The following is an 18,606-nucleotide window of genomic DNA, read 5'->3' on the forward strand; positions in this document are numbered from 1 at the left end:
GTCTCCGATCGCATCGATTGATAAGGTGACGATTTAATTTAGATGCAATACGGAATCTTAACGGACGTTGATGGTGCTGTATTTCGCGATGCGGACAAGGCCGGGTTTCGCCCCCTTGAACTTGGAGACGTGCCTTGCCTCCGCGAGGAAAACGGGAACGTTCGATTGGCCTTTTGCCTTGCTGTGAAAGACGGCAAGCCGGGCGGCTTCCTCGATCACCTCATTCGGAGTTTCCTCCTTCGGGCTGACCTTGATAAGCACATGGCTTCCCGGTATCCCCTGCGCGTGCAGCCACAGGTCGTCGGGCGATGCGAGCTCCTTCACGATCCGGTCGTTTCCCACGTTGTTCTTTCCGACGAGGATCGCGTATCCTTTGAATTCCCTTCCATCGACCTGCGGGGCGGGCGGTTTCGGCGCGCCGGGACGAGTCGTCTTTTTCTTTACCCCCTTTTGCGGCTTTTTTGACGCGAATGCCAGGGAAAGCTCCTGGCGCACGGCGATCAGGTCGTCGCGTGATTGCGCCTCAGCCAACTGGCCTTCGAGCGACTCGAGATAGTACACCGATTCGGCCACTTCCCGTTTTCTCTTCCGGACGATTTCGACCGCCCCTTTCGCCTTCTTGTGCAGGCGGAAGTACCGGGTCATGTTTTCCACGGGCGTTTTCGCGGGATCGAGGGGGATTCCCTTGAATTCCGACAACCCCTTGCGCAGATCCCCCAGGTGAATCTTGAGCAATTCTCCGCGCTCTCCCCCTTTAAGCCCTTCCGCGAGCCTGTCCTCGTCCCCGCCGACGTTTTCGAGCTTATGCCTCTCCTTCTTCAACAGGGAGGAAATGCGAGAGCGTAGCTGCTGGCGAAGTATCGCCTCATCTCGCGCCGCCGTTACCTCCGAATAGAAAGCGTCGGCTGCAGCATTGGCGGTGGGGAACGGCGTGAAATCCGAAAAACCGGCCGCAGGACATGGAAAGGGTAGCAGCCGTTTCTTACCCGACGGCAGCGTGCCGATACCGGGCGAAAGGTCGCCCGCTTCGTACCGCCGGACGAATTCGCGGATAACGGCGTAAAGTTCAGCGGGGCCGCTCTTGCCGCGTTCCGCAGCCTCGCGCGCGAGCTCCTGCCCGAGGCCCGAGATTTCCCGCTGGAGGAGGCGCGGCAGGCTCTCGAAGGTGAGTGCGGCGATCCGTTCGGCATCGCCCATCGTGAAGTCGGGCAGGAAGATCCGCTCGGGCCTTGGAAGCGGCCGGTACGGGATCCCTGCCGCGATTTCCCGGATGCGGCTTTCCTCCTGCCCCACGTTACGAAGCGGTTCGAGGATCGTTCCGTCGCTGTCCGTATAAATGAGGTTTGCGTGCCTCCCGTACAGCTCGGCGTACATGGTTGTCTTCTCATGGACGGCATCCGGTCTTGTCGCGAGAAAGTCGATCCGTACGAGGCGGTCGAACGGAGCGACGGAAAGTCCTTCGATACGCATCCCCTCAAGGTGGCGCCGCAGAAACTGGCAGAACCTCGGAGGCGAGGGCGGGTTGGGAATTTTACGAGATGAAAGATGGATCCGGCAGATCTCGGGATCGGCGGAGAGAAGGAGCCGCTTTTCGTCCCTGCCTGTCCACAGCGTCAGGACGATTTCCTTTTCCGCAGGTTGGTGGATTTTGGATACCAGCGCGCCGCGTAGTTCCCCAAGGAGCTCCGCAGCCGCCTGTTTCAGGAGGAAGGCGTCCATCGCCCTTCCATTCTACGAAAAATCAGCCGGGATTCAGAAAAAGGGAGGTTAAAAACGGGGACGTTCCTGAACTTTTGGTTAAAAACAGGGACGTTCCTGAACTTTTTCAAAGTAGACAAACGTGAAAGCAGGGACGTTTCCGACCTATTCCCAGGGAAACTGGTAGCCGGTGACTACTTGAAGCACACTCATGTCGATACTTACTCTCAAACGACTCCCGCGGCCTTCAGGTCCTTTTCGAACCGTGCGGCGTCGAATGCGTCTCCCGATACGATCGTCCCTTCGATATCGAGTGTGGGGACTTTTCTCATGCCGTCGTTGAGCTTCATCACTATTTCGGCGGCATCGGGGTTAGTTTCGATATCGACCTCCTCGTACGCAATTCCACGTTCATCGAGGAACTTCTTTGCCCGTTTGCAATCGCGGCACCATGAGGTCGTATATACGATAATCCGATTCCCCACGACTTCCCCCTTTACGGGACCTGTCTCCTTCTTGATAGTTTACGCCCCCGAAAACCGGAAAGAAGATCCTGATTCAATGGACGTCCCCGTTTATAAGTTCGTTAAAGCGTCGGGGGCTCCTCGGGCGGGAGCATCGATTTCCTGCGTTCGCCGACGGGGAGGACGCGCTCCTTGTGGAACTTTATGATGTGATCGGAAGCTTCGCGCGGCTCGTCGGTGACGAAGAAATAATCGAGGTCCGACCGGGAAATCGTTCCCTCCGCCACCATGGTCTTTTCCATCCACCGGATGAGGCCGTCCCAGTATTTCTTCCCCATCATCACCACCGGAAAGCGGCGTATCTTCCCGGTCTGGAGGAGGGTCAACGCTTCGAAGAACTCGTCGAGCGTGCCGAATCCTCCCGGCATGATGACGTAACCGGAGGCGTATTTGACGAACATGACCTTGCGTGAAAAGAAGTGGCGGAACTGGAGCGATTTGTCCTGGAACCGGTTCATCTGTTGTTCCATCGGAAGCTGGATGTTGAGCCCGATGGAAAGCCCCTTCCCCCTCTTGGCGCCGCGGTTGGCGGCCTCCATGATTCCGGGTCCTCCGCCGGAAATGATCGAGTAGCCGGCGCGGGAGAGAAGCTCGGTGGTCTTGACCGTCAGTTGGTATGCCCAATCGTTTCTTTTCGTTCGCGCGCTTCCGAAAACGGAGACCGCCGGCCCCACGTTCCGAAGAGATTCGAACCCGTCCACGAACTCGCTCATGATGCGGAACACACGCCACGTTTCGACTCCCGAAAATTCCTCCACGAGCCCTCCGCCTTTTTTTAGCGCCTCGTTTCAGGAATACGACCGCGTTCTGGCGGAGCATCGACGCTCCCGGTACGGACCGCATGCATGAATCGGGACGCTAAGATTTTTTGGACGTCTTCGCGTAGAACCCTTCCAGCACCTGCACGACGTTGGCGCTGCCGCATTTGGGACACTTCCGCTTTCCTTCCTCGTATTCCCGGAAAGAAAGGATTTCGAGAAACTGTTTGCCGCACTTTTTGCAGACATACGAATAGGTTGGCATGCCGGTTCCTCCTTCCTGCGAAAGTTTGACGCGGGGGAACCGCGAGATCCCCCAATCGTTTAGATTACATGAAGATATGATGTAGGCAAGGGGGATGAAACGCCCGGCGGAATGAAGATCGCCGGCCGCTTCCCGCATCATAGATACATGACGTATAGTGCGTTCATGGATTTCCGGGAAATCCTGGTCACCGGCGGAACGGGGTTCGTCGGCACGCACGTGTGCCGCGCCCTGATCGCGCGCGGATTCCTGCCCAGGCTGCTGGTCCGGCCGGGGTCGGAGGACCGCATCCCCGCGGATATCCGGGAAAGAGGGCGGTTCACCCTGGGCGACGTGACGGACCGGGAGGCCGTGGAGTACGCGATGCAAGGGACCACCGCGGTGGTCCACCTGGTCGGGATCATAAGGGAATTTCCCGAAAAGGGTATTACGTTCGAGCGCCTTCACGTCGCCGCGACCCGGAACGTCGTCGACGCCGCGAGGCGATGGAACCTGTCGCGCATAGTGCACATGAGCGCTTTGGGCGCGAAGGCGGGTGGAACGACCGGATACTTCGATTCGAAGGGGCGCGCGGAGGAGTACGTGCGCCGTTCCGGCCTGTCGTGGACGATCCTGCGACCCTCCGTCATCTTCGGTCCGGGGGACCAATTCATCAACGAGCTCGCGAGGCTCTTGCGGATCGCCCCCTTTCTCCCGGTCCCCGGGAATGGAGAGTACCTCATGCAGCCGGTGTTCGTGGGGGATGTGGCGAAAGGGTTCGCGGACTCGTTCCTGCGCCCGGAAACTGAGGGACGGTCGTTCGATGTCGGCGGGCCCGAGCGGCTTTCCTACAACGAACTGCTCGACCGCGTGGCGGCAGGGAAGGGGCGCCGCGCAAGGAAGGTACACGTTCCATTGTCCATTCTGAGACCCGTCGTTCGGCGGATGCAACGTTACGGCAAATTCCCCCTGACGACGGACCAGCTCGAGATGCTTCTTGCAGGAAACGTATGCGACAGCGGACCTTTCTATTCCGCATACGATTTTGCGCCGTTTCCCCTGTCGGGTTACCTCTCCGGTACGCCGATTTCCGCCACCGGAAGTGAGGGCAATAAATTACCCACAGCAGCGAATGTGTGAAATACATTTCTCATAATTCCCGCAAGCTTTTTCCGTCTGAGAATATATCTCAGTAAAAACAGAAAGATAAAAGCATTTCACGGTTGGCCCGACACTTGCGGTATCCACGGCTGGATGAAGTAGAAACCAGCCGCCGGAAGGAAACCGATGAAAGCGACAACCTGTGGTTTGTTCGCGATCATGCTTCTCTGGTTCTTCCCCGCCCCCGCATGCTCATCCTATTCCTACCAGGACATAAATCCTTCCGGCTGGATCGAATCGCGCGCGGTTTGCGTGAATGACCAAGGGGATGTCGCCGGTTACGGCAACAACGGTTCGGGGGAACGCGGGTTCCTTTGGTCCTCCGGCGACGTCACCGAGATCCTTCCTCCAGGCGCCGCATCGGCGAGGGCCAACTGGATAAACGGCCGGGGCGACGTTGCGGGGACGGCGGTCATCGACGGCCAGCCGCACGCGTTCCTATACACCGGCGGGATGTATGTCGATCCCACGCCGGGATGGACGTATTCCGAAGCAACCCACGTCGGCGAGGACGGCTCCGTGACAGGCACCGGGGAATTCGGCGCGTTCATTTCCAGGAACGGCGTACCCGAACTTCTCCCGGGTTTCAACACCGTCGTCGGCGCGAATGCTTCGGGGCAAATCCTCGGGATATCGGGCGGCACGGCCAGGTTGTTCCTTCCCGGAACCGGATACATCATTCTCTCCCCGCCGGGATGCAGCTCCGTGATCCCTCGCGGGCTCAACGAATCCGGATTGGTGGCGGTTTCTTCCCGCCATTCGAACACCGAAAAGGGGTACGTCTATTCCGGCGGGTTCTACGTCTTCATGACTCCCCAGGGATGGACGTCCTCCAATGCGATGGGGATCAACAACGCTTCACAGGTTGCGGGGTACGGGGACTCCCCCGCGGGACGCCGCGGATTCGTCCGCACAGGATCAACATACGAAGAGCTGTGGTTTCCGGGCTGGAATTCTACGGAAGCGATTTCGATCAACGAGTCGGCGCAGGTGGCGGGCTCGGGTGAGACGGGCTCGGGCGAGACGCACGCGTTCCTTTCCTCTCCCGTGAGCGCTTCGGCCGGCGAGAGTGCAGGAGCATCGTCGGGCGGCATGGGCGGAGGAGGAGGAGGATGCACCGTTGCCGGCCGGGATGCGCGCGGAACTTTTTCTTGTTCCTCCGCGGCCAATCTTCTCGTGCTTCTGTTTCCTTTGTTCATCCTGCGGCACTCCTGCAGGAAGGTAAGAATCCTCGATAGGCATGCGGGCAGGGATTCGCGTTCTCGCTGAAGCGTTTACGCGGAATTTCCGCCGAACCGGGCGGGCTGTCCCGTTGCCGCAAGGACGGCGGTCCACAGTTCGCTCTCCGGGCTTACCTGTTTTTTCCCCGAAACCACCGTAGGTATCGGAACATGAATGTGTGTGTTGTGCCAGAACCCGACCATGACGTCGGTCTTTCCCGCCAGCGCCGCATGCGCCGCGTTCCTGGCGAGCTGATCGCATAGCAGGCTGTCTTCGAGGTTCGCAGGCGCGCTGCGGATCAGGTAGCTCGGGTCGAAGTAGCGCAGGTTGATCGGAATGCCGGACCGGTCGAAGAACACGGTGATGGCGTTCCTGAGGAAAATCCCGATATCGGCGTACTTCGGATTTCCCGAGGCGTCTTTTCCGACGGGGCCGCCCAATAGATCGCGTCCCGCTCCCTCCGCAACGACGACCACCGCATGGTGCCTTCCGACGACGCGGTCCTTCAGGACTTCGAGGAAACCCCCCGCCCCGTCGAGATCGAAGGTAATTTCGGGGATGAGCGTTATGTTCACTTCCTGGCTTGCGAGCGTCGCTCCGGCCGCGATGAAGCCCGCGTCCCTGCCCATGACCTTGACGATGCTGACGCCGTTCGGCGCCCCCCGGGCTTCTTCGTGAGCGCTGCCGATATAATCCCGCGCCTTCTCGAGGGCCGTCGAAAAACCGAACGTCTGCCAGACGAACTGGATGTCGTTGTCGATGGTCTTCGGGATGCCGACTACGGAAAGGGGATAGCCGCGGCGGACGGCCTCTTCATGGATTGCATGCGCTCCCTTCTGCGTCCCGTCTCCGCCGATGCAGAACAGGAGCTGTATTTTTTCCCGTTCCAGCAGGCCGACGATTATGCGAGGGTCCTCCGGTCCACGGGAAGTCCCGAGGGCGGTCCCTCCGTGACGGTGAATGTTTTCCACGAAGCTCCGAGTGATCCGGACGGGAGGAATCCCGTTTGAAAGATTGAATCCGCGGTAACCGTAGCGGACGCCGAATATATCATTGAGGCCGTAATTGTGGGACAGCGCATAGTACAGGGACCGGATCACGTTGTTCATTCCCGGGCAGAGCCCGCCGCAGGTTACGATCGCTGCACGGGTATCCGGGGGATTGAAGGCAAGGAGCTCGCGGGGACCGGCCTTCTCGAATTGAAGGTCGTCCCGCACCTCTTCGCCGGGCATTAGCACCACCTGGAACCGGACCCGCGCCTCGTCCGGGACGAAATCGCCGAGCAGGTCACCGCGGGTGGAGGACAGGTTGATTGGAGAGCGGAACCGCCGTTCCGCAACCTGTGCGACCTTCAGATGGTCAGCCGTCAGCATCGACGGTAATTATACTTGTTTCGCCGAACGGCGTGTAGGGGAAGAGAGGGAAGCGGAAGCGGCGGAAGGGAATCCGGCGGCCGGAACGATTCCCCGCACGGAGTTGGTCAGGAATATCCTTTCCGCTTTCTGCAAGTCCTCCGGGAAGAGAACCCGCTCGGCGGCCCGAAGCGTCCGGTCTGAAAGAATCCGGCGGCGGAAAACCCCTTCCAGCAGGCCGCAAGAGGCAGGCGGTGTGCAGATCTTTCCGGAGATTTCCGCGAAGAGATTGGTGATCGCTCCTTCCGTCAGCTCCCCCCGTTCGTTCAGGAACAGCACTTCGTCAAACCCTTCTTCCTTCGCTTTCCGCAGTTCGTCGTCTCTCCATCGGCGATTGGTCGTCTTGTGCCGTACGAACGGATCACGGGAGGAGACGGTAACTTCCGATAGTTTGATCCGATAGGGAACTGCCGAGGTCCTTCGTGCCGGAACGGGAGACAGGCTTACGCTCGCTCCTCCGTCACGCCGGAGCAGGAGGCGGACTCTCGCCGCCCGGTCGCGGCCTTTTATGGACGCTTCCATCCGCGCGAGGACGGCCTGTCCGCTGAAACGGAATCCGAAATACCTTGCCGAAGAGGTCAGCCGCTGCAAGTGTTCGGTGAGGAACCGGAATCCCCACTCCGGGGACCAGAGGAGAGTTTCGATCAGCTCGAAATCGATTGGCGGCTCCGCGAGGTAGCGGCATTTCTGGTGCGCCTCACGCAGCTCTTCGTGCGGTTCCGAGTCCCAGACTATCCCTCCTCCAGCCCCCGCCTCCGCCCGTCCGTCTTCCACCGTCACCGTGCGGATCGCCACGGAAAACGCCATATCGCCGTTCGGCATAAGCATTCCGATCGCGCCGGTGTAGATCCCGCGTGGCGTCGGCTCAAGACGCCGCAGCAACCGCATCGAGGAGATCTTCGGCGCTCCGGTGACCGAGCCGCAGGGAAACAGGGCGCGCAGCAAGTTCGGGAACGTTGCATGTCCTGGCAGCTTCCCCGTGACCGTGGAGACCATCTGGAGAACGGTACGATACCGCTGCACCTCGAACAGGCGGGAAACGCGGACGGTTCCGGTCTTGCACACCTTTCCGAGGTCGTTCCGCAACAGGTCGACGATCATCACGTTCTCGGCCCGGTTCTTCGGGTCCTCCCGGAGTGCACGCGCCGCCTTGCGGTCCTCGGTTTCCGTCAGCCCGCGCGGGGCGGTCCCCTTCATGGGACGGGTTTCGATTTTTCCTCCCCGGACACGGAAAAAAAGCTCCGGCGACTGGGAGACGACGCAGGAATTTTCCGTGCGGAGGAATGCGCCGTACGGCACAGGCTGCGCGGCGCGCAGTCTCAGGTAAAGTGAAAACGGATCGCCGGAGAACCGGAAAGCGAACTTTCCCGTCAGGTTCGCCTGGTACACTTCTCCCCTTGCGATGGAACTCCGAATCTCTTCCACTTTACGGATATATTCCTTCTCCGGGAGGGAGAAACGGGGATCGAGAGATCCATGGAAAGGCTCCGGCAGCGCCGTGTCGCTGCATGTTGCGGGCAAATCCGGGGGTGACGGACCCCCCGCTTCCCATCTTCCGCTCAGGTGATCGAATCTCAGGAAACCCGGATATACGCCGAACCACAGCAGCGGAAATGGATAGGAAGCTTGTCCTTCGGAAGCCAGGGCCTCCTCCAGCGCATACCCCGCTTCGTAGGACAGGTAGCCGGCGACGGGGAAGCCCCCGGCCTGCCATGCCGCGGCTTCTTCGACGGCGGGCACGACGTCTTCCATGCGGGATGAGGTCAATATTTTTTGCGGTGCGCTCAGAATGTAGGAATACCGCTCGCGCACATCCGGGCGCTGCGTTTCCAGCAGGATCGAACCGGTAGATCCCGATATAGGGACGAACGCCGCGATCGGCTTCACGAACTTAGTCCAGAAGCGCCTGGAGGTATTGCGAGTCGACCTGCTTCGCGAGGAGCGCTTTCTTGACGGGCGGCAGGGAGATGAGGATACGGGTTACGGCCCGCAGGGCGGCGTGATCGAGGCGATCGAGTTCGCCGAAAATGAAATTCTGATACTTCCCGCGTTCGATCGCCATGAGGACCGTCCGGTGCCAGGCGTCCTCGGGCACGAGGATTTTTTCCTTCCGGGGGGCCATCCGTAGCGCATCCTTCGCGCACGCCGGCTTGCACACGCCGCACCCCAGGCAGGCCCGCTTGTCCACGGAAACCTTCGCCTGGTGTCCCGTACCCTCTATAGAGATCGCCCCGATCGGGCACCGCTTCGCGCATAGCCCGCAACCGGCGCATTTCTCCCCGTCGATGGCCGCGAGAAAGGGGGAAGTCACCACCGCCCCGAAGACCTTGAACCGGTTGATCGCGGAAAGCATCCCGCAGCAGCAGCCGCAGCAGTGGCAGACGAAGGCGGGCTTCTTCTTCACGTTGTCGACGATGTGGACCAGCCCGGCTTCCCGCGTCGCCGCGAAGATATCGGTCGCCTCTTCCCTGGAAATCTTCCGGGCGAGCCCGCGCCGGACCAGGAAATCGGCGCCGCCGTTGAAGGTCGTGCAGACCTCCATCGGCTTCCCGCACGATTTACCCTCATGCTCCATCACGTGCCGGCAGTAGCAAAGAGAGACGGCGCAGAGCCTCGCTTCGCTGATGAGATGAGCCGCGCGATCGTGATCCAGTACGCGAGGCAGGTCTTCCGTCCCGACCGTTGTTTCATGGACAAGCGCCCGGCCGGGCTGCACCTTCCCCGCGAAGATCGACCGGACGAAATCCGGCGCTTCGTGGACGTACTCCACCATGAAATGCGCCAGTTCCTTCTGGGGGATGTCTTCGCGGACCCGCATGAAGGCGAACTCGAAGAAACCGAGAAGCGTCGGGGACAGGATGTATCGCGTCTTTCCGTCGCGGGTGAAGTCCATTACGAGCCCTTTTCCCGCCATCGTTTCCAGCAGGGGAAGAAGCTCCGCCTCCTTCATCCTTGTTCGCCTTGCGATTCCTTTCAGGTCCACGAACCCTACCGGCATCCTGGAGGCGACGAACGCCTCCTTACCGGAAAAGAGCCGCTTGAGGATTTCGTAAAGCGCCGGGGCGGGCGGTGCGCCGATCGGATAAGCGTCGAGCCGTTTTTGAAGCCTGCCGTACACTCCTTGCCCGTTTCCGAGATGCGCCATGCCGGTTTCTCCCCTCGTTACGCCTTGGCGGAGTAAAGATCCCTTGCGATCCGCTCGGCGGTGAGCCGGGATTGCAGGACGCAATCGTTCAGCGCGATCCCCCGGTAGGCGTTGCTGTTAAGGTAAAGTCCGGGAAAGGCGGCCAGACGTGCGTCGATGCGGTCCAGGAGCTTACCGTGCCCGACGAGATATTGCGGAATCCCCTTTTCGTGGAAGAAGGCGCGGGAGAGAATCGGGTCTGCGGAGATCTCCATAGTCACGGCGAGCTCCGACCGGGTGAGCGCGATCAGCTCCTCGCCGGGAAGCTCGGCGAGCTCGGGGTTCCGCACCCCGCCGACCATCGCACGTATCAGCGCTTTCCCCTGAGGTGCGCGGTTCGGAAAGACGCTGGAGTCCCAAAGGGCGCCCAGTATCTTCCGTTTCTCCCCCCTCGGGATAAGGAAACCGAAGCCGTCCAGCGGATTTTCGAGCCTGTCCTGTTCATAACCCAGGGCCACCACCGAAATCGGCGAATATGGGATGGCGGTCAAAGCTTCCGCAAGGGAGGGATCGAGCGGCCCAAGCGCCGCCGCGGCGGAGTATGCGGGCGTCGCCATCACCAGTGCATCGGTGTCGAGTTCCCCGCGCTGCCCCCTTTCGACGATGGAAAGCAGGAACTTCCCGTCGCGTACCTTCACGCTTTGTGCGGAGACGCCCGTGTGCAGCCCGTCGGCGAGGCGGTCGGCAAGGACGTCGACGATCGCCTGGGCCCCGGTGTCGAACGACATGAGGACGCCGCCCGGCCCCGCCGACATCTCCCGCTTCTCCCCTGCCTTTTTCCGTTCCCGTTGAAGGGAGATCATTCCCTTTACGAGCCCGCCGTATTTCCGTTCCAGGTCGTGAATCACGGGGAAGCAGCTTCGAAGCGACATCCTGTCCGGGTCCCCCGCGAAGATTCCGGTCACCATCGGATCGAGCAGTTTTTCGAGCGCCTCCGTCCCCAGCCGCCGCCGTGCGAAATCCCCCAGCGACTCGTCAACGTCAACGGGAGGAGGCGGGGCGAACGGTTCTCCCAGGATCCGCAACCGTCCCGGCAGGGAGAGAAGTCCGGAGGCGAAGAACGCTTGTGGAGTCTCGGGGAGGCGGTGAAGCCTGCCGCCCGAAAAGATGAAGCGCTTCCTCGCCAGGTCCGACGAACGGGCGAGCCGGTTTTCCATCCCCAGCTCCTTCACGAGTTCCAGGGAGTACGGCTTGTTGGTGAGGAAGCCGTTGGGCCCCCATTCCATCGCGAACCCGTTTTCGCGAATGGTGCGCATCTTCCCGCCCGGAACATCTTCGGCCTCGAAGATAAGAATCTCCGCCTCCCGTTTTTCGGCGGAAAGGATCTTTACGAGAAAATGGGCGGTGCATAGGCCCGATATGCCCGCCCCGATGATTGCTATGCGCGCCATGAAACGATCCTTCCTACCCTTCCGCCGCGGCGGAAAGGACGATATCCTTCAAGGCCCCGATGAACGCGGGTGAGTCGTTCAACGACGGAACCCGTAAAAAAGTGCCGATGCCGGAAGAGAGCGCCGTGCTTTTCAGCCGAATGTCGAGCTCATGGAGCGTCTCGATATGATCCGAGACGAAACTTACGGGGACGACGACCAGCGTGCGGACTCCTTCCCGTCCCAGCCGCACTACTTCGGAAACGGTGTCCGGCTCCAGCCACTGCGCCCGCCCGGCCCGGCTCTGGTAAGAGATGGAATGGGGGATGCCCGGAAAGTTGCGCATCGCCGCCGCGACCGTCCGCTCCACTTCCGATGGGTATGGATCCCCCTCGTCCGCGAACGATTTCGGTATTCCGTGCGCGCTGAACAGGAGGTGCCTTCCCACCGGACCGGTGCCCGAAAGCGTCTCCTCGATCTTTTCCGACAATGCGGCGATATATCCCGGATGGTCCGGGTAGGACCGGATTTCCCGGACGGGGAAGGAAGCACCGGCCCAACGCGTCCACGCCGCCAGGTCTTTCAAGCTCGACCCCGTGGTCGCAGAGAAATATTGCGGGTACAAAGGGAGAGCGATCGCACGCGCGACACCGTCCTCCTTCATTTCCAGCACCGCGTGTTTGGAAAGGGGATACCAGTAGCGCATTCCCACGTAGACGCGGAAATTTCCCGCCGTCGTCCGCAAAGCCTCTTCGAGCGCCGCCCGCTGTAGTTCCGTGAAGGTCCCTATGGGAGAGCTTCCGCCGATCTCCTCGTAATATCGCTTCACCTTTCTCGCGCGAATCCCGGAGACGATCCACGCGAACAGCGGTTGGGAAACCGGAGCGAGCGGGAGACGGATAAGGTCCCGGTCGGAGAATAGTCTCGCAAGGAACGGCCGGACGGCGGAGAGACTGTCCGGCCCCCCCATGTTAAGCAGCACGACGCCTGTGAGCGGCGGCGATGACGCAAGGGGCATGGGCGGACTTCCTCCCGGGAATCGCTAACCTTACGATTTCCTGCCGAACCGGTGGACCGCCTCGACCATGGCGACGGCGTGCTCCGGATTGGTGGGCGGCAGTATCCCGTGACCGAGGTTGAAGATGTGGGATGCAGCCGCTTCCCCCCGAGAAAGGACGTCTCTCACGCAATCGTCGATTTTCTCCGGCGGATGGAAAAGCATCGTCGGGTCCATGTTTCCCTGCAGCGCGGCTTCCTTTCCTACGATGACGGCCGCGACGTCCAGAGGGATGCGCCAGTCGACGGCGACCACGTCCACGTCAAGCGTCTTGATCGAAGGCAGCAGCGTTGCGCAATCGTTCGCGAAATGGATGATGGGAACGTTTCCGCCCCGGATCCCCTCGACCACCTGCCGGGTATACGGGAGGGCGTACTCTTCGTAATCGCCGGGATTCAGGATGCCGGCCCATGTGTCGAAGATCTGGACAGCCTGCGCGCCGGCTTCGATCTGGGCTTTCAGATATGCGATCACCGTGCGCGTGATCTTCCCCATAAGCGACCGGTACACTTCCGGAGCCTGATACATGAGTGTCTTGAGTTTGATGAAGTTGCGCGATGTCCCGCCTTCCACGATGTAGGAGCAAAGGGTGAACGGGGCGCCGGAGAATCCTATAAGTGGGACCTTGTTTTCGAACGCCTTCCGCAGGATCCGGATCGCCTCCATCACGAAGGGGACTTTCTCGACCGGATCCGGCACGGCGAGCGAATCAACATCCGCCTGCGACCGGATCTCTTTCCCGAGAAGCGGCCCCTTCCCTTCGTGGAATTCCAGCGGCACTCCCATCGCCTCCACGGGAATAAGGATGTCGGAAAAGAGAATGGCGGCATCCACCCCGAGCCGTTCGACCGGCTGAATCGTCACCCTGGCCGCGAGCTCGGGAGTCTTGCACATCGTGAGGAACGAGTTCTTTCCGCGCACTTCCTGGTATTCCGGAAGGTATCTCCCGGCCTGTCGCATGATCCACACGGGGGTGACGTCCACCGGCTCCCGCCGGCATGCCTTCAGAAACCTGTAATCGCCCATTCTCACCTCTCCTTGAATCCTAAAAACGGGGACGTTCTTAAATCAAAAACAGGGACGTTCTTAAAAACTCGCAACCCTTACTGTAACGTAATGACATTCCTGGAATTCGACGATGCTATTCGTTGTATTTTATTGATAAAGACTTTTTAAGAACGTCCCTGTTTTTGATTTAAGAACGTCCCCGTTTTTAAGTGCAAGTTATTTCTCCGCGGGCTGCTTGACGGCGGCGACGGTTTCGGAGAGGCGCTTCCGCGTTTTGAGCGGGACGTAGCCGCAGAACGGCTCCTCCTCGAGATAGTCCTCCAGCACCGCGTCGGCGCGCGCGCGGCAGCCGCCGCAGACGTTCAGGTACTCGCACTCGCCGCACCGCCCCTTGTACTTTTCGAAGGCGCGCAGCGACTCGAACAACTCGGAATGGTCCCAGATCTCCTTGAACGACTGCTTCTTGACGTTCCCCGCGACGACCGGGAAATAGGAGCAGGGCTGGACGTTCCCCTTCGAGTCGATGAAGGCGATCGTTTGCGCGCAGATGCATCCCTTTCCGCCGCCGGTCGAAAATGTGAGCGACCTCGGGGAGAAGCGATGCCCCTCCTCTTTCATTTTCTGCAGGCGCACCCGGTAATAGTGCGGAGCGCACGTGGGCCGCACGAGCAGGTCCGTCTCGTCCTTCTCCATCTGATAGTGCCATTCCAAAATCTTCTCGTAATCTTCCTTGCTGATCAGCTCGTCCATGATCTCCTTCCCCCGCCCGGTGGGGACGATCATGAACATGTACCACGCCTTGGCGCCGATTTCCTTGGCCAGCTTGTACGTGGCGGCGATGTCGTGCTGATTGCGCTTCGCGAAGGAGGAGTTGACAAGGAACGGGACATCGTTCCGCCGGAAAGTTTCCGCGGCTTTCAGTGTCGCTTCGAACGCGCCCTGCTGCTTCCTGAAGTCGTCGTGGACGGCGGCCGTCGACCCGTCCAGGGACAGGGAAACCATCTTTATCCCGGCCTCCTTCATCTTTTCGCATACCTCGTCGGTAACCAGGACCCCGTTCGTGGCGATGCACATGCGCAAGCCTTTTTCGGTCCCGTATTTGGCGATCTCGAAGAGGTCCTTGCGAAGGAGCGGTTCCCCTCCCGAAAGCACGAGAACGGGGCTGCAGAAGGAGGTTATGTCGTCGATGAGCTTCTTCGCTTCATCCGTCGTGAAATCGGTGTCATGCGAGAACATGGAAGAAGCGGCGCGGCAATGTATGCAGTTGAGGTTGCAACGCCCGGTGACTTCCCAGGCGATCCATTTCGGGATGAATTCTTCCTTGGCCAAGATGTATCCTTTCCATAGATAAAGGGCGGTAACGCAGAAAACGCCCAATGGCACCTGATAGATAACCTTACTATTATAATCGAAGCATAAAAGACCCGGATATCGAATTCCCGTCCGCGGGAGGAACTCAAATGTGCATGAAACGAGCGATTCCCATGCTTCTCGCGACTGCGGTGCTTTGCGCGGCCCTTTCCTTCGCATTCGCGGCGGGACCGGCGGTCGATGTGAAAAACGACACTTCGTACGCGGTATCCATACCGCTTGGTTCCGACAACGGTGTTACCCGCGACAGCGATTTCCAGGTTTCCGCGGATAACGGAATCGTCCTGATCTATCCGTACGAAATCTTCGAGAAGCGTTTCTGGAGCCAGCCCCTTTCCGGGGACGCCTACGCCAAAATCCGCGTTGGAATGGAAGTCCGGCCGGCGATCCTTGATAAAGCGTCCCACGACCGGCTGCGTGCGGAAGGCCGGGCGCGCCGTGCGGAACTGCGGGAAATGCAGGAAGATGTCCGCATGCAGGCAGATCGGAAGGCGATCGAGGAATTGAAGGAGAAGCGGGACCGTTTGCTGGACCGGCGGGACGCCCTCGACGATCGGATCGCAGCGACGGAAAAGGGAATGGCGGATGAAGAGGGGCGGATGAACTGGCTCCTCGATTCGGAGGATTCCGCCATCGAAAGGTCTCTCCAGTCTATCCAGGACCTCGGCGACAAGCGGGACGAGCTCCAATCTCAGCGCGATGCGATGCCGAGAGGATCCTCGCGTGGAGATGCCGGCCGGATTTCCGCGGAGATCAAGCGGCTGAACGACAGGATCAGTTCAGAGCGCGACTCGATCCGCCATGCAAAGGACCGCAAGCGGCAGGCGCGTTCCTTCTACCTGGAGCGAAAGCAGGAGTGGCAGAAACTTATAACGGAACGGAATTCCATTCAGAACGAGATTCGCTCGATCGACCGGAAGATGCAATCGCTGTCCGGTAAAAGGTAGGGCGAGACGGGGCGCGGACTATTTCGCCATGTCGGCGTACTTTTTCGCGTTTTGCTTGTCGCCGATCGCTTCGTATGACTTGGACAGGTACCCCGCCGCCTGCTTCGTGGGCAACAGGTCCATGCTTCTCGAAAGCTCCGGGATAGCTCCCCGATAGTCCCTCTGCTGGTACCGAAGCACGCCGAAAAGGAAGTGCGGCTCGAAGAACTCGCCGTCGAGCTGGATCGACCGGCGCAGGGAATTCTCCGCGGCAGGGTAGTTCTTCTGGATCAGGTACACTCGCCCCGCGGACGAGTGGAGCGGGGCCTGCTCCGGTTGCCGCGAGACAGCTTCCCGGTACCTGTCGAGCGCTTCGCCGTATTTTTTCTCTTTCAGGCGCTTGTCCCCTTCGTCGGCGATGTCGTATGACTTCTGCACTTCCCGGATGTCCGCGGTGCTTCGCATGAATGCCGTTTCGTTGAAAGTGTAGTTCGGATTGCGCACGGTGTCCGGGTACCGCTCCGCGATCCTCGCGCGTGCGTTGTCCAGCCGTTCCCTGGAAAACGGGTGGGTGCGGAAGAGCCCCTCAACGAACATGGGGTTCTTCCCCTTTTCGAGCTCGCGGTAGAAGTATTCCTGAAGCCGGATCGCCCCTTCCGGGTTGTATCCCGCACGCACCATGTAGTCGATCCCCAGCCAGTCGGCTTCCCGCTCCTGGTCGCGGGAGAACCCGTTTTCGAGGAGCGATGTGGTGATGCTCGAGACCTCCATCACACCGGCCCTTTTTCCCGCCGCGGCCGATATCCCCGTGAGCAGCAGGTTGGCGGCCATCGCCCGCTGATAACCCGCAAGCGAATGTTTCGCCGTGACGTGCCCGGTTTCGTGTCCAAGGACCGCCGCCAGCTCCGCCTCGCTCTTCAGGTGGACGAGCAGTCCCCGGTTGATCACGATGAAGCCGCCGGGAAGCGCGAACGCATTGGGAACGGAGGAATTGAGCACCCGGTAGCGATAGTTCAGGTTCGGCCTGTGGGAGACGCGGGCGAGCCGCATCCCGACGGACTGGACGTACTCTTCAAGCGCCCGGTCCCGGTAGAAGCCTCCCTGCTGCTGGACGGCGGGCGTATACGCCTTCGCGCCGAGAGCGATCTCCTCCTGCTCCGAGAACGATACGATGGAGAGCTCGGACCTTCCCGTGACGGGGTTTACTGCGCAGCTGTAGGCGATAAGCGCGAGGAAGACGAACAGGAGCAGGATGACGGCGATGCCTTTGTGGGAACGCTGACCCATCACGGATCCCTCTCCCGACACGCGAGTATTCAGGCTCACGCCATGTACAAAAAACCGGCACTTAAAAACAGGGACGTTCTTAAAAACTTTCACCTGCGGATTTCCCCTGATTATTCCACGCGGCCGGGAATGGCCGCAACCCCGGGTCTGCACCCCGCGTCTGCCCATGTTCCTGTTCCATCCGGAGGCGTCGTCGGACACATCCCATGAACCTTGCGGGTCAAGCAGTGGATCTTGGTGCAAAATGCCGATTGGGATATAAGAGAAAAAACGAAAACGGGGAGGTGCGACTGTGGCCGGCAAACGGAGGAAGCGGTGGCATCCCCCCGGCACGATGCCGGGAACCCTTGCGGCCCACGCTGAAGCCGGTACCGGCCCGGTGCGGATCGCACTCATCAAGTACGACCGGGCGGCTTTCGAGGAGAGGATTCTTCCCGCCGGGGAAATCCCGTCAGTCTCCGCTCCCGCAGCAGGCGTTCTTTGGATCGATGTCCGCGGCCTTTCCGATCCGTCGGCGGTGAGGGCGATAGGGGAGCGGTTCGGATTCCACCCGCTGGCGCTCGAAGACGTCCTGAACGTTCCCCAAAGGCCCAAGGTGGAGCTGTATGAGGGGAACCTTCTCATCGTCCTTCGCGAAGTCCGCTACCCGGAAAGCCCGGAGCAGGTGAGCATATTCCTGGGAGAGCGCGTGGTGGTGACGTTCCAGGAACGGCCCGGGGACTGCTTCGAGCCGATCCGCGAACGGATCCGCAAGGGGACGGGGTTCATAAGGAACGAGGGGGCGGATTTCCTCGCCTACGCCCTCTGCGACGCCGTGATCGACGCCTACTTCCCGTCCCTCGAAAAACTGGGGGACGAAGTAGAGGAACTGGAGGAAAGGGTGATCCGCCATCCCGTACCCGAGACATTGCGGGAGATACACCGTGTGAAAAAACGGATACTCGAGATACGACGGGCGGTGTGGCCCGCAAGGGACGCGATGAACGAGCTGCTGCGCGAGGAATCCCCACTGGTGCGGCAGGAGACGAAGGTATTCCTGAGGGACTGCTACGACCATACCGTGCAGGTGATGGACATGGTGGAGACGCACCGCGAGACGGCGTCGGGCATCGTAGACGAGTACATGTCGTCCGTATCGAACCGGATGAACGAAATCATGAAGGTGCTCACCGTGATCGCGACGATCTTCATCCCCTTGACGTTCGTCGTCGGCATCTACGGGATGAACTTCGACCCGCAGGCGTCCCCGTACAATATGCCGGAGCTCCACTGGAAATACGGCTATCCGGTTGTCCTGTTCGTCATGGGCGCCATCGCAGCGGGGATGCTGTACTACTTCCGCAGGAAGAAGTGGCTCTGAGTGTTGACAGCCAAGGGGGAGTCGA

At 60.3% G+C, this 18,606-nt stretch carries 16 protein-coding genes; 4 read left to right on the forward strand and 12 right to left on the reverse strand.

The genetic code is table 11. From position 1 onward, the window contains the following. Window positions 1-57 precede the first annotated feature (57 nt). The 4 genes from HY896_04080 to HY896_04095 form a co-directional block, all read right to left on the reverse strand. On the reverse strand, window positions 58-1,719 hold the full coding sequence (locus HY896_04080; GenBank protein ID MBI5575522.1) for an NFACT family protein: 1,662 nt from the start codon (window positions 1,717-1,719) through the stop codon (window positions 58-60). A 206-nt stretch (window positions 1,720-1,925) separates the two neighbouring features. Beyond that, entirely contained in the window at window positions 1,926-2,183 is a 258-nt protein-coding gene (locus HY896_04085; protein ID MBI5575523.1) for a glutaredoxin family protein, read from the reverse strand. Window positions 2,184-2,284: 101 nt separating this feature from the next. After that, window positions 2,285-2,935, reverse strand: coding sequence for a TIGR00730 family Rossman fold protein (locus HY896_04090; protein ID MBI5575524.1), 651 nt, complete (start codon window positions 2,933-2,935; stop codon window positions 2,285-2,287). A gap of 145 nt (window positions 2,936-3,080) precedes the next feature. Then, window positions 3,081-3,245 carry a zinc ribbon domain-containing protein gene (locus HY896_04095; protein ID MBI5575525.1) on the reverse strand — a complete coding sequence of 55 codons (165 nt, stop codon included), beginning with the start codon at window positions 3,243-3,245 and terminating at the stop codon, window positions 3,081-3,083. A gap of 111 nt (window positions 3,246-3,356) precedes the next feature. On the opposite strand from HY896_04095, the gene HY896_04100 reads away from it, so the two are divergent. Next, entirely contained in the window at window positions 3,357-4,364 is a 1,008-nt protein-coding gene (locus HY896_04100; GenBank protein ID MBI5575526.1) for a complex I NDUFA9 subunit family protein, read from the forward strand. Between the two features lie 147 nt (window positions 4,365-4,511). Next, window positions 4,512-5,654: a hypothetical protein gene (locus HY896_04105; GenBank protein ID MBI5575527.1), complete on the forward strand. Its 1,143-nt coding sequence runs from the start codon at window positions 4,512-4,514 to the stop codon at window positions 5,652-5,654. A 5-nt stretch (window positions 5,655-5,659) separates the two neighbouring features. Here HY896_04105 and HY896_04110 read toward each other — a convergent pair whose 3' ends face one another. The 7 genes from HY896_04110 to HY896_04140 all read right to left on the reverse strand — a co-directional run bounded on the left by HY896_04110 (window position 5,660) and on the right by HY896_04140 (window position 15,167). Continuing rightward, the gene (locus tag HY896_04110; GenBank protein MBI5575528.1) at window positions 5,660-6,979 is read right to left on the reverse strand and encodes an ATP-dependent 6-phosphofructokinase; all 1,320 of its coding nucleotides are present in this window, start codon (window positions 6,977-6,979) and stop codon (window positions 5,660-5,662) included. A gap of 9 nt (window positions 6,980-6,988) precedes the next feature. Next, window positions 6,989-8,905, reverse strand: coding sequence for an aminodeoxychorismate synthase component I (gene pabB / locus HY896_04115; protein MBI5575529.1), 1,917 nt, complete (start codon window positions 8,903-8,905; stop codon window positions 6,989-6,991). A 4-nt stretch (window positions 8,906-8,909) separates the two neighbouring features. Then, window positions 8,910-10,163 carry a 4Fe-4S binding protein gene (locus tag HY896_04120; protein ID MBI5575530.1) on the reverse strand — a complete coding sequence of 418 codons (1,254 nt, stop codon included), beginning with the start codon at window positions 10,161-10,163 and terminating at the stop codon, window positions 8,910-8,912. Between the two features lie 17 nt (window positions 10,164-10,180). Then, window positions 10,181-11,593 (reverse strand): protoporphyrinogen oxidase, encoded by a 1,413-nt coding sequence (gene hemG, locus HY896_04125; protein MBI5575531.1) that lies wholly within the window; start codon window positions 11,591-11,593, stop codon window positions 10,181-10,183. A 13-nt stretch (window positions 11,594-11,606) separates the two neighbouring features. Further along, complete coding sequence (gene hemH, locus HY896_04130; GenBank protein MBI5575532.1) at window positions 11,607-12,590, reverse strand: ferrochelatase; 984 nt, start codon at window positions 12,588-12,590, stop codon at window positions 11,607-11,609. A gap of 30 nt (window positions 12,591-12,620) precedes the next feature. Continuing rightward, window positions 12,621-13,655 (reverse strand): uroporphyrinogen decarboxylase, encoded by a 1,035-nt coding sequence (gene hemE / locus HY896_04135; GenBank protein ID MBI5575533.1) that lies wholly within the window; start codon window positions 13,653-13,655, stop codon window positions 12,621-12,623. A 198-nt stretch (window positions 13,656-13,853) separates the two neighbouring features. Further along, the gene (locus HY896_04140) at window positions 13,854-15,167 is read right to left on the reverse strand and encodes a radical SAM protein (GenBank protein MBI5575534.1); all 1,314 of its coding nucleotides are present in this window, start codon (window positions 15,165-15,167) and stop codon (window positions 13,854-13,856) included. Between HY896_04140 and HY896_04145 the strand changes: the two genes are divergently transcribed. Then, window positions 15,104-15,955: a hypothetical protein gene (locus tag HY896_04145; GenBank protein MBI5575535.1), complete on the forward strand. Its 852-nt coding sequence runs from the start codon at window positions 15,104-15,106 to the stop codon at window positions 15,953-15,955. The genes HY896_04140 and HY896_04145 overlap by 64 nt on opposite strands. An 18-nt stretch (window positions 15,956-15,973) precedes the next feature. On the opposite strand, the gene HY896_04150 is transcribed toward HY896_04145, so the two are convergent. Beyond that, complete coding sequence (locus tag HY896_04150) at window positions 15,974-17,221, reverse strand: M48 family metalloprotease (GenBank protein MBI5575536.1); 1,248 nt, start codon at window positions 17,219-17,221, stop codon at window positions 15,974-15,976. A gap of 334 nt (window positions 17,222-17,555) precedes the next feature. Here HY896_04150 and corA point away from each other — a divergent pair, with 334 nt between their 5' ends. Continuing rightward, window positions 17,556-18,581 carry a magnesium/cobalt transporter CorA gene (corA, locus tag HY896_04155; GenBank protein MBI5575537.1) on the forward strand — a complete coding sequence of 342 codons (1,026 nt, stop codon included), beginning with the start codon at window positions 17,556-17,558 and terminating at the stop codon, window positions 18,579-18,581. Window positions 18,582-18,606 lie beyond the last annotated feature (25 nt).

This window comes from Deltaproteobacteria bacterium (genome assembly GCA_016218975.1).
Lineage (GTDB): Bacteria > Desulfobacterota > Deferrimicrobia > Deferrimicrobiales > Deferrimicrobiaceae > JAENIX01.

Coding starts and splice junctions, on each gene's coding strand:
- hemG (MBI5575531.1), bottom strand. CDS start 11,593: ATGGCGCGCATAGCAATCATCGGGGCGGGCATATCGGGCCTATGCACC.
- hemH (MBI5575532.1), bottom strand. CDS start 12,590: ATGCCCCTTGCGTCATCGCCGCCGCTCACAGGCGTCGTGCTGCTTAAC.
- HY896_04080 (MBI5575522.1), bottom strand. CDS start 1,719: ATGGACGCCTTCCTCCTGAAACAGGCGGCTGCGGAGCTCCTTGGGGAA.
- HY896_04100 (MBI5575526.1), top strand. CDS start 3,357: ATGAAGATCGCCGGCCGCTTCCCGCATCATAGATACATGACGTATAGT.
- HY896_04145 (MBI5575535.1), top strand. CDS start 15,104: ATGAAACGAGCGATTCCCATGCTTCTCGCGACTGCGGTGCTTTGCGCG.
- HY896_04090 (MBI5575524.1), bottom strand. CDS start 2,935: ATGAGCGAGTTCGTGGACGGGTTCGAATCTCTTCGGAACGTGGGGCCG.
- hemE (MBI5575533.1), bottom strand. CDS start 13,655: ATGGGCGATTACAGGTTTCTGAAGGCATGCCGGCGGGAGCCGGTGGAC.
- HY896_04150 (MBI5575536.1), bottom strand. CDS start 17,221: ATGGGTCAGCGTTCCCACAAAGGCATCGCCGTCATCCTGCTCCTGTTC.
- HY896_04095 (MBI5575525.1), bottom strand. CDS start 3,245: ATGCCAACCTATTCGTATGTCTGCAAAAAGTGCGGCAAACAGTTTCTC.
- HY896_04105 (MBI5575527.1), top strand. CDS start 4,512: ATGAAAGCGACAACCTGTGGTTTGTTCGCGATCATGCTTCTCTGGTTC.
- HY896_04120 (MBI5575530.1), bottom strand. CDS start 10,163: ATGGCGCATCTCGGAAACGGGCAAGGAGTGTACGGCAGGCTTCAAAAA.
- HY896_04110 (MBI5575528.1), bottom strand. CDS start 6,979: ATGCTGACGGCTGACCATCTGAAGGTCGCACAGGTTGCGGAACGGCGG.
- corA (MBI5575537.1), top strand. CDS start 17,556: ATGCCGGGAACCCTTGCGGCCCACGCTGAAGCCGGTACCGGCCCGGTG.
- HY896_04140 (MBI5575534.1), bottom strand. CDS start 15,167: ATGCGAAGGAAAGGGCCGCGCAAAGCACCGCAGTCGCGAGAAGCATGG.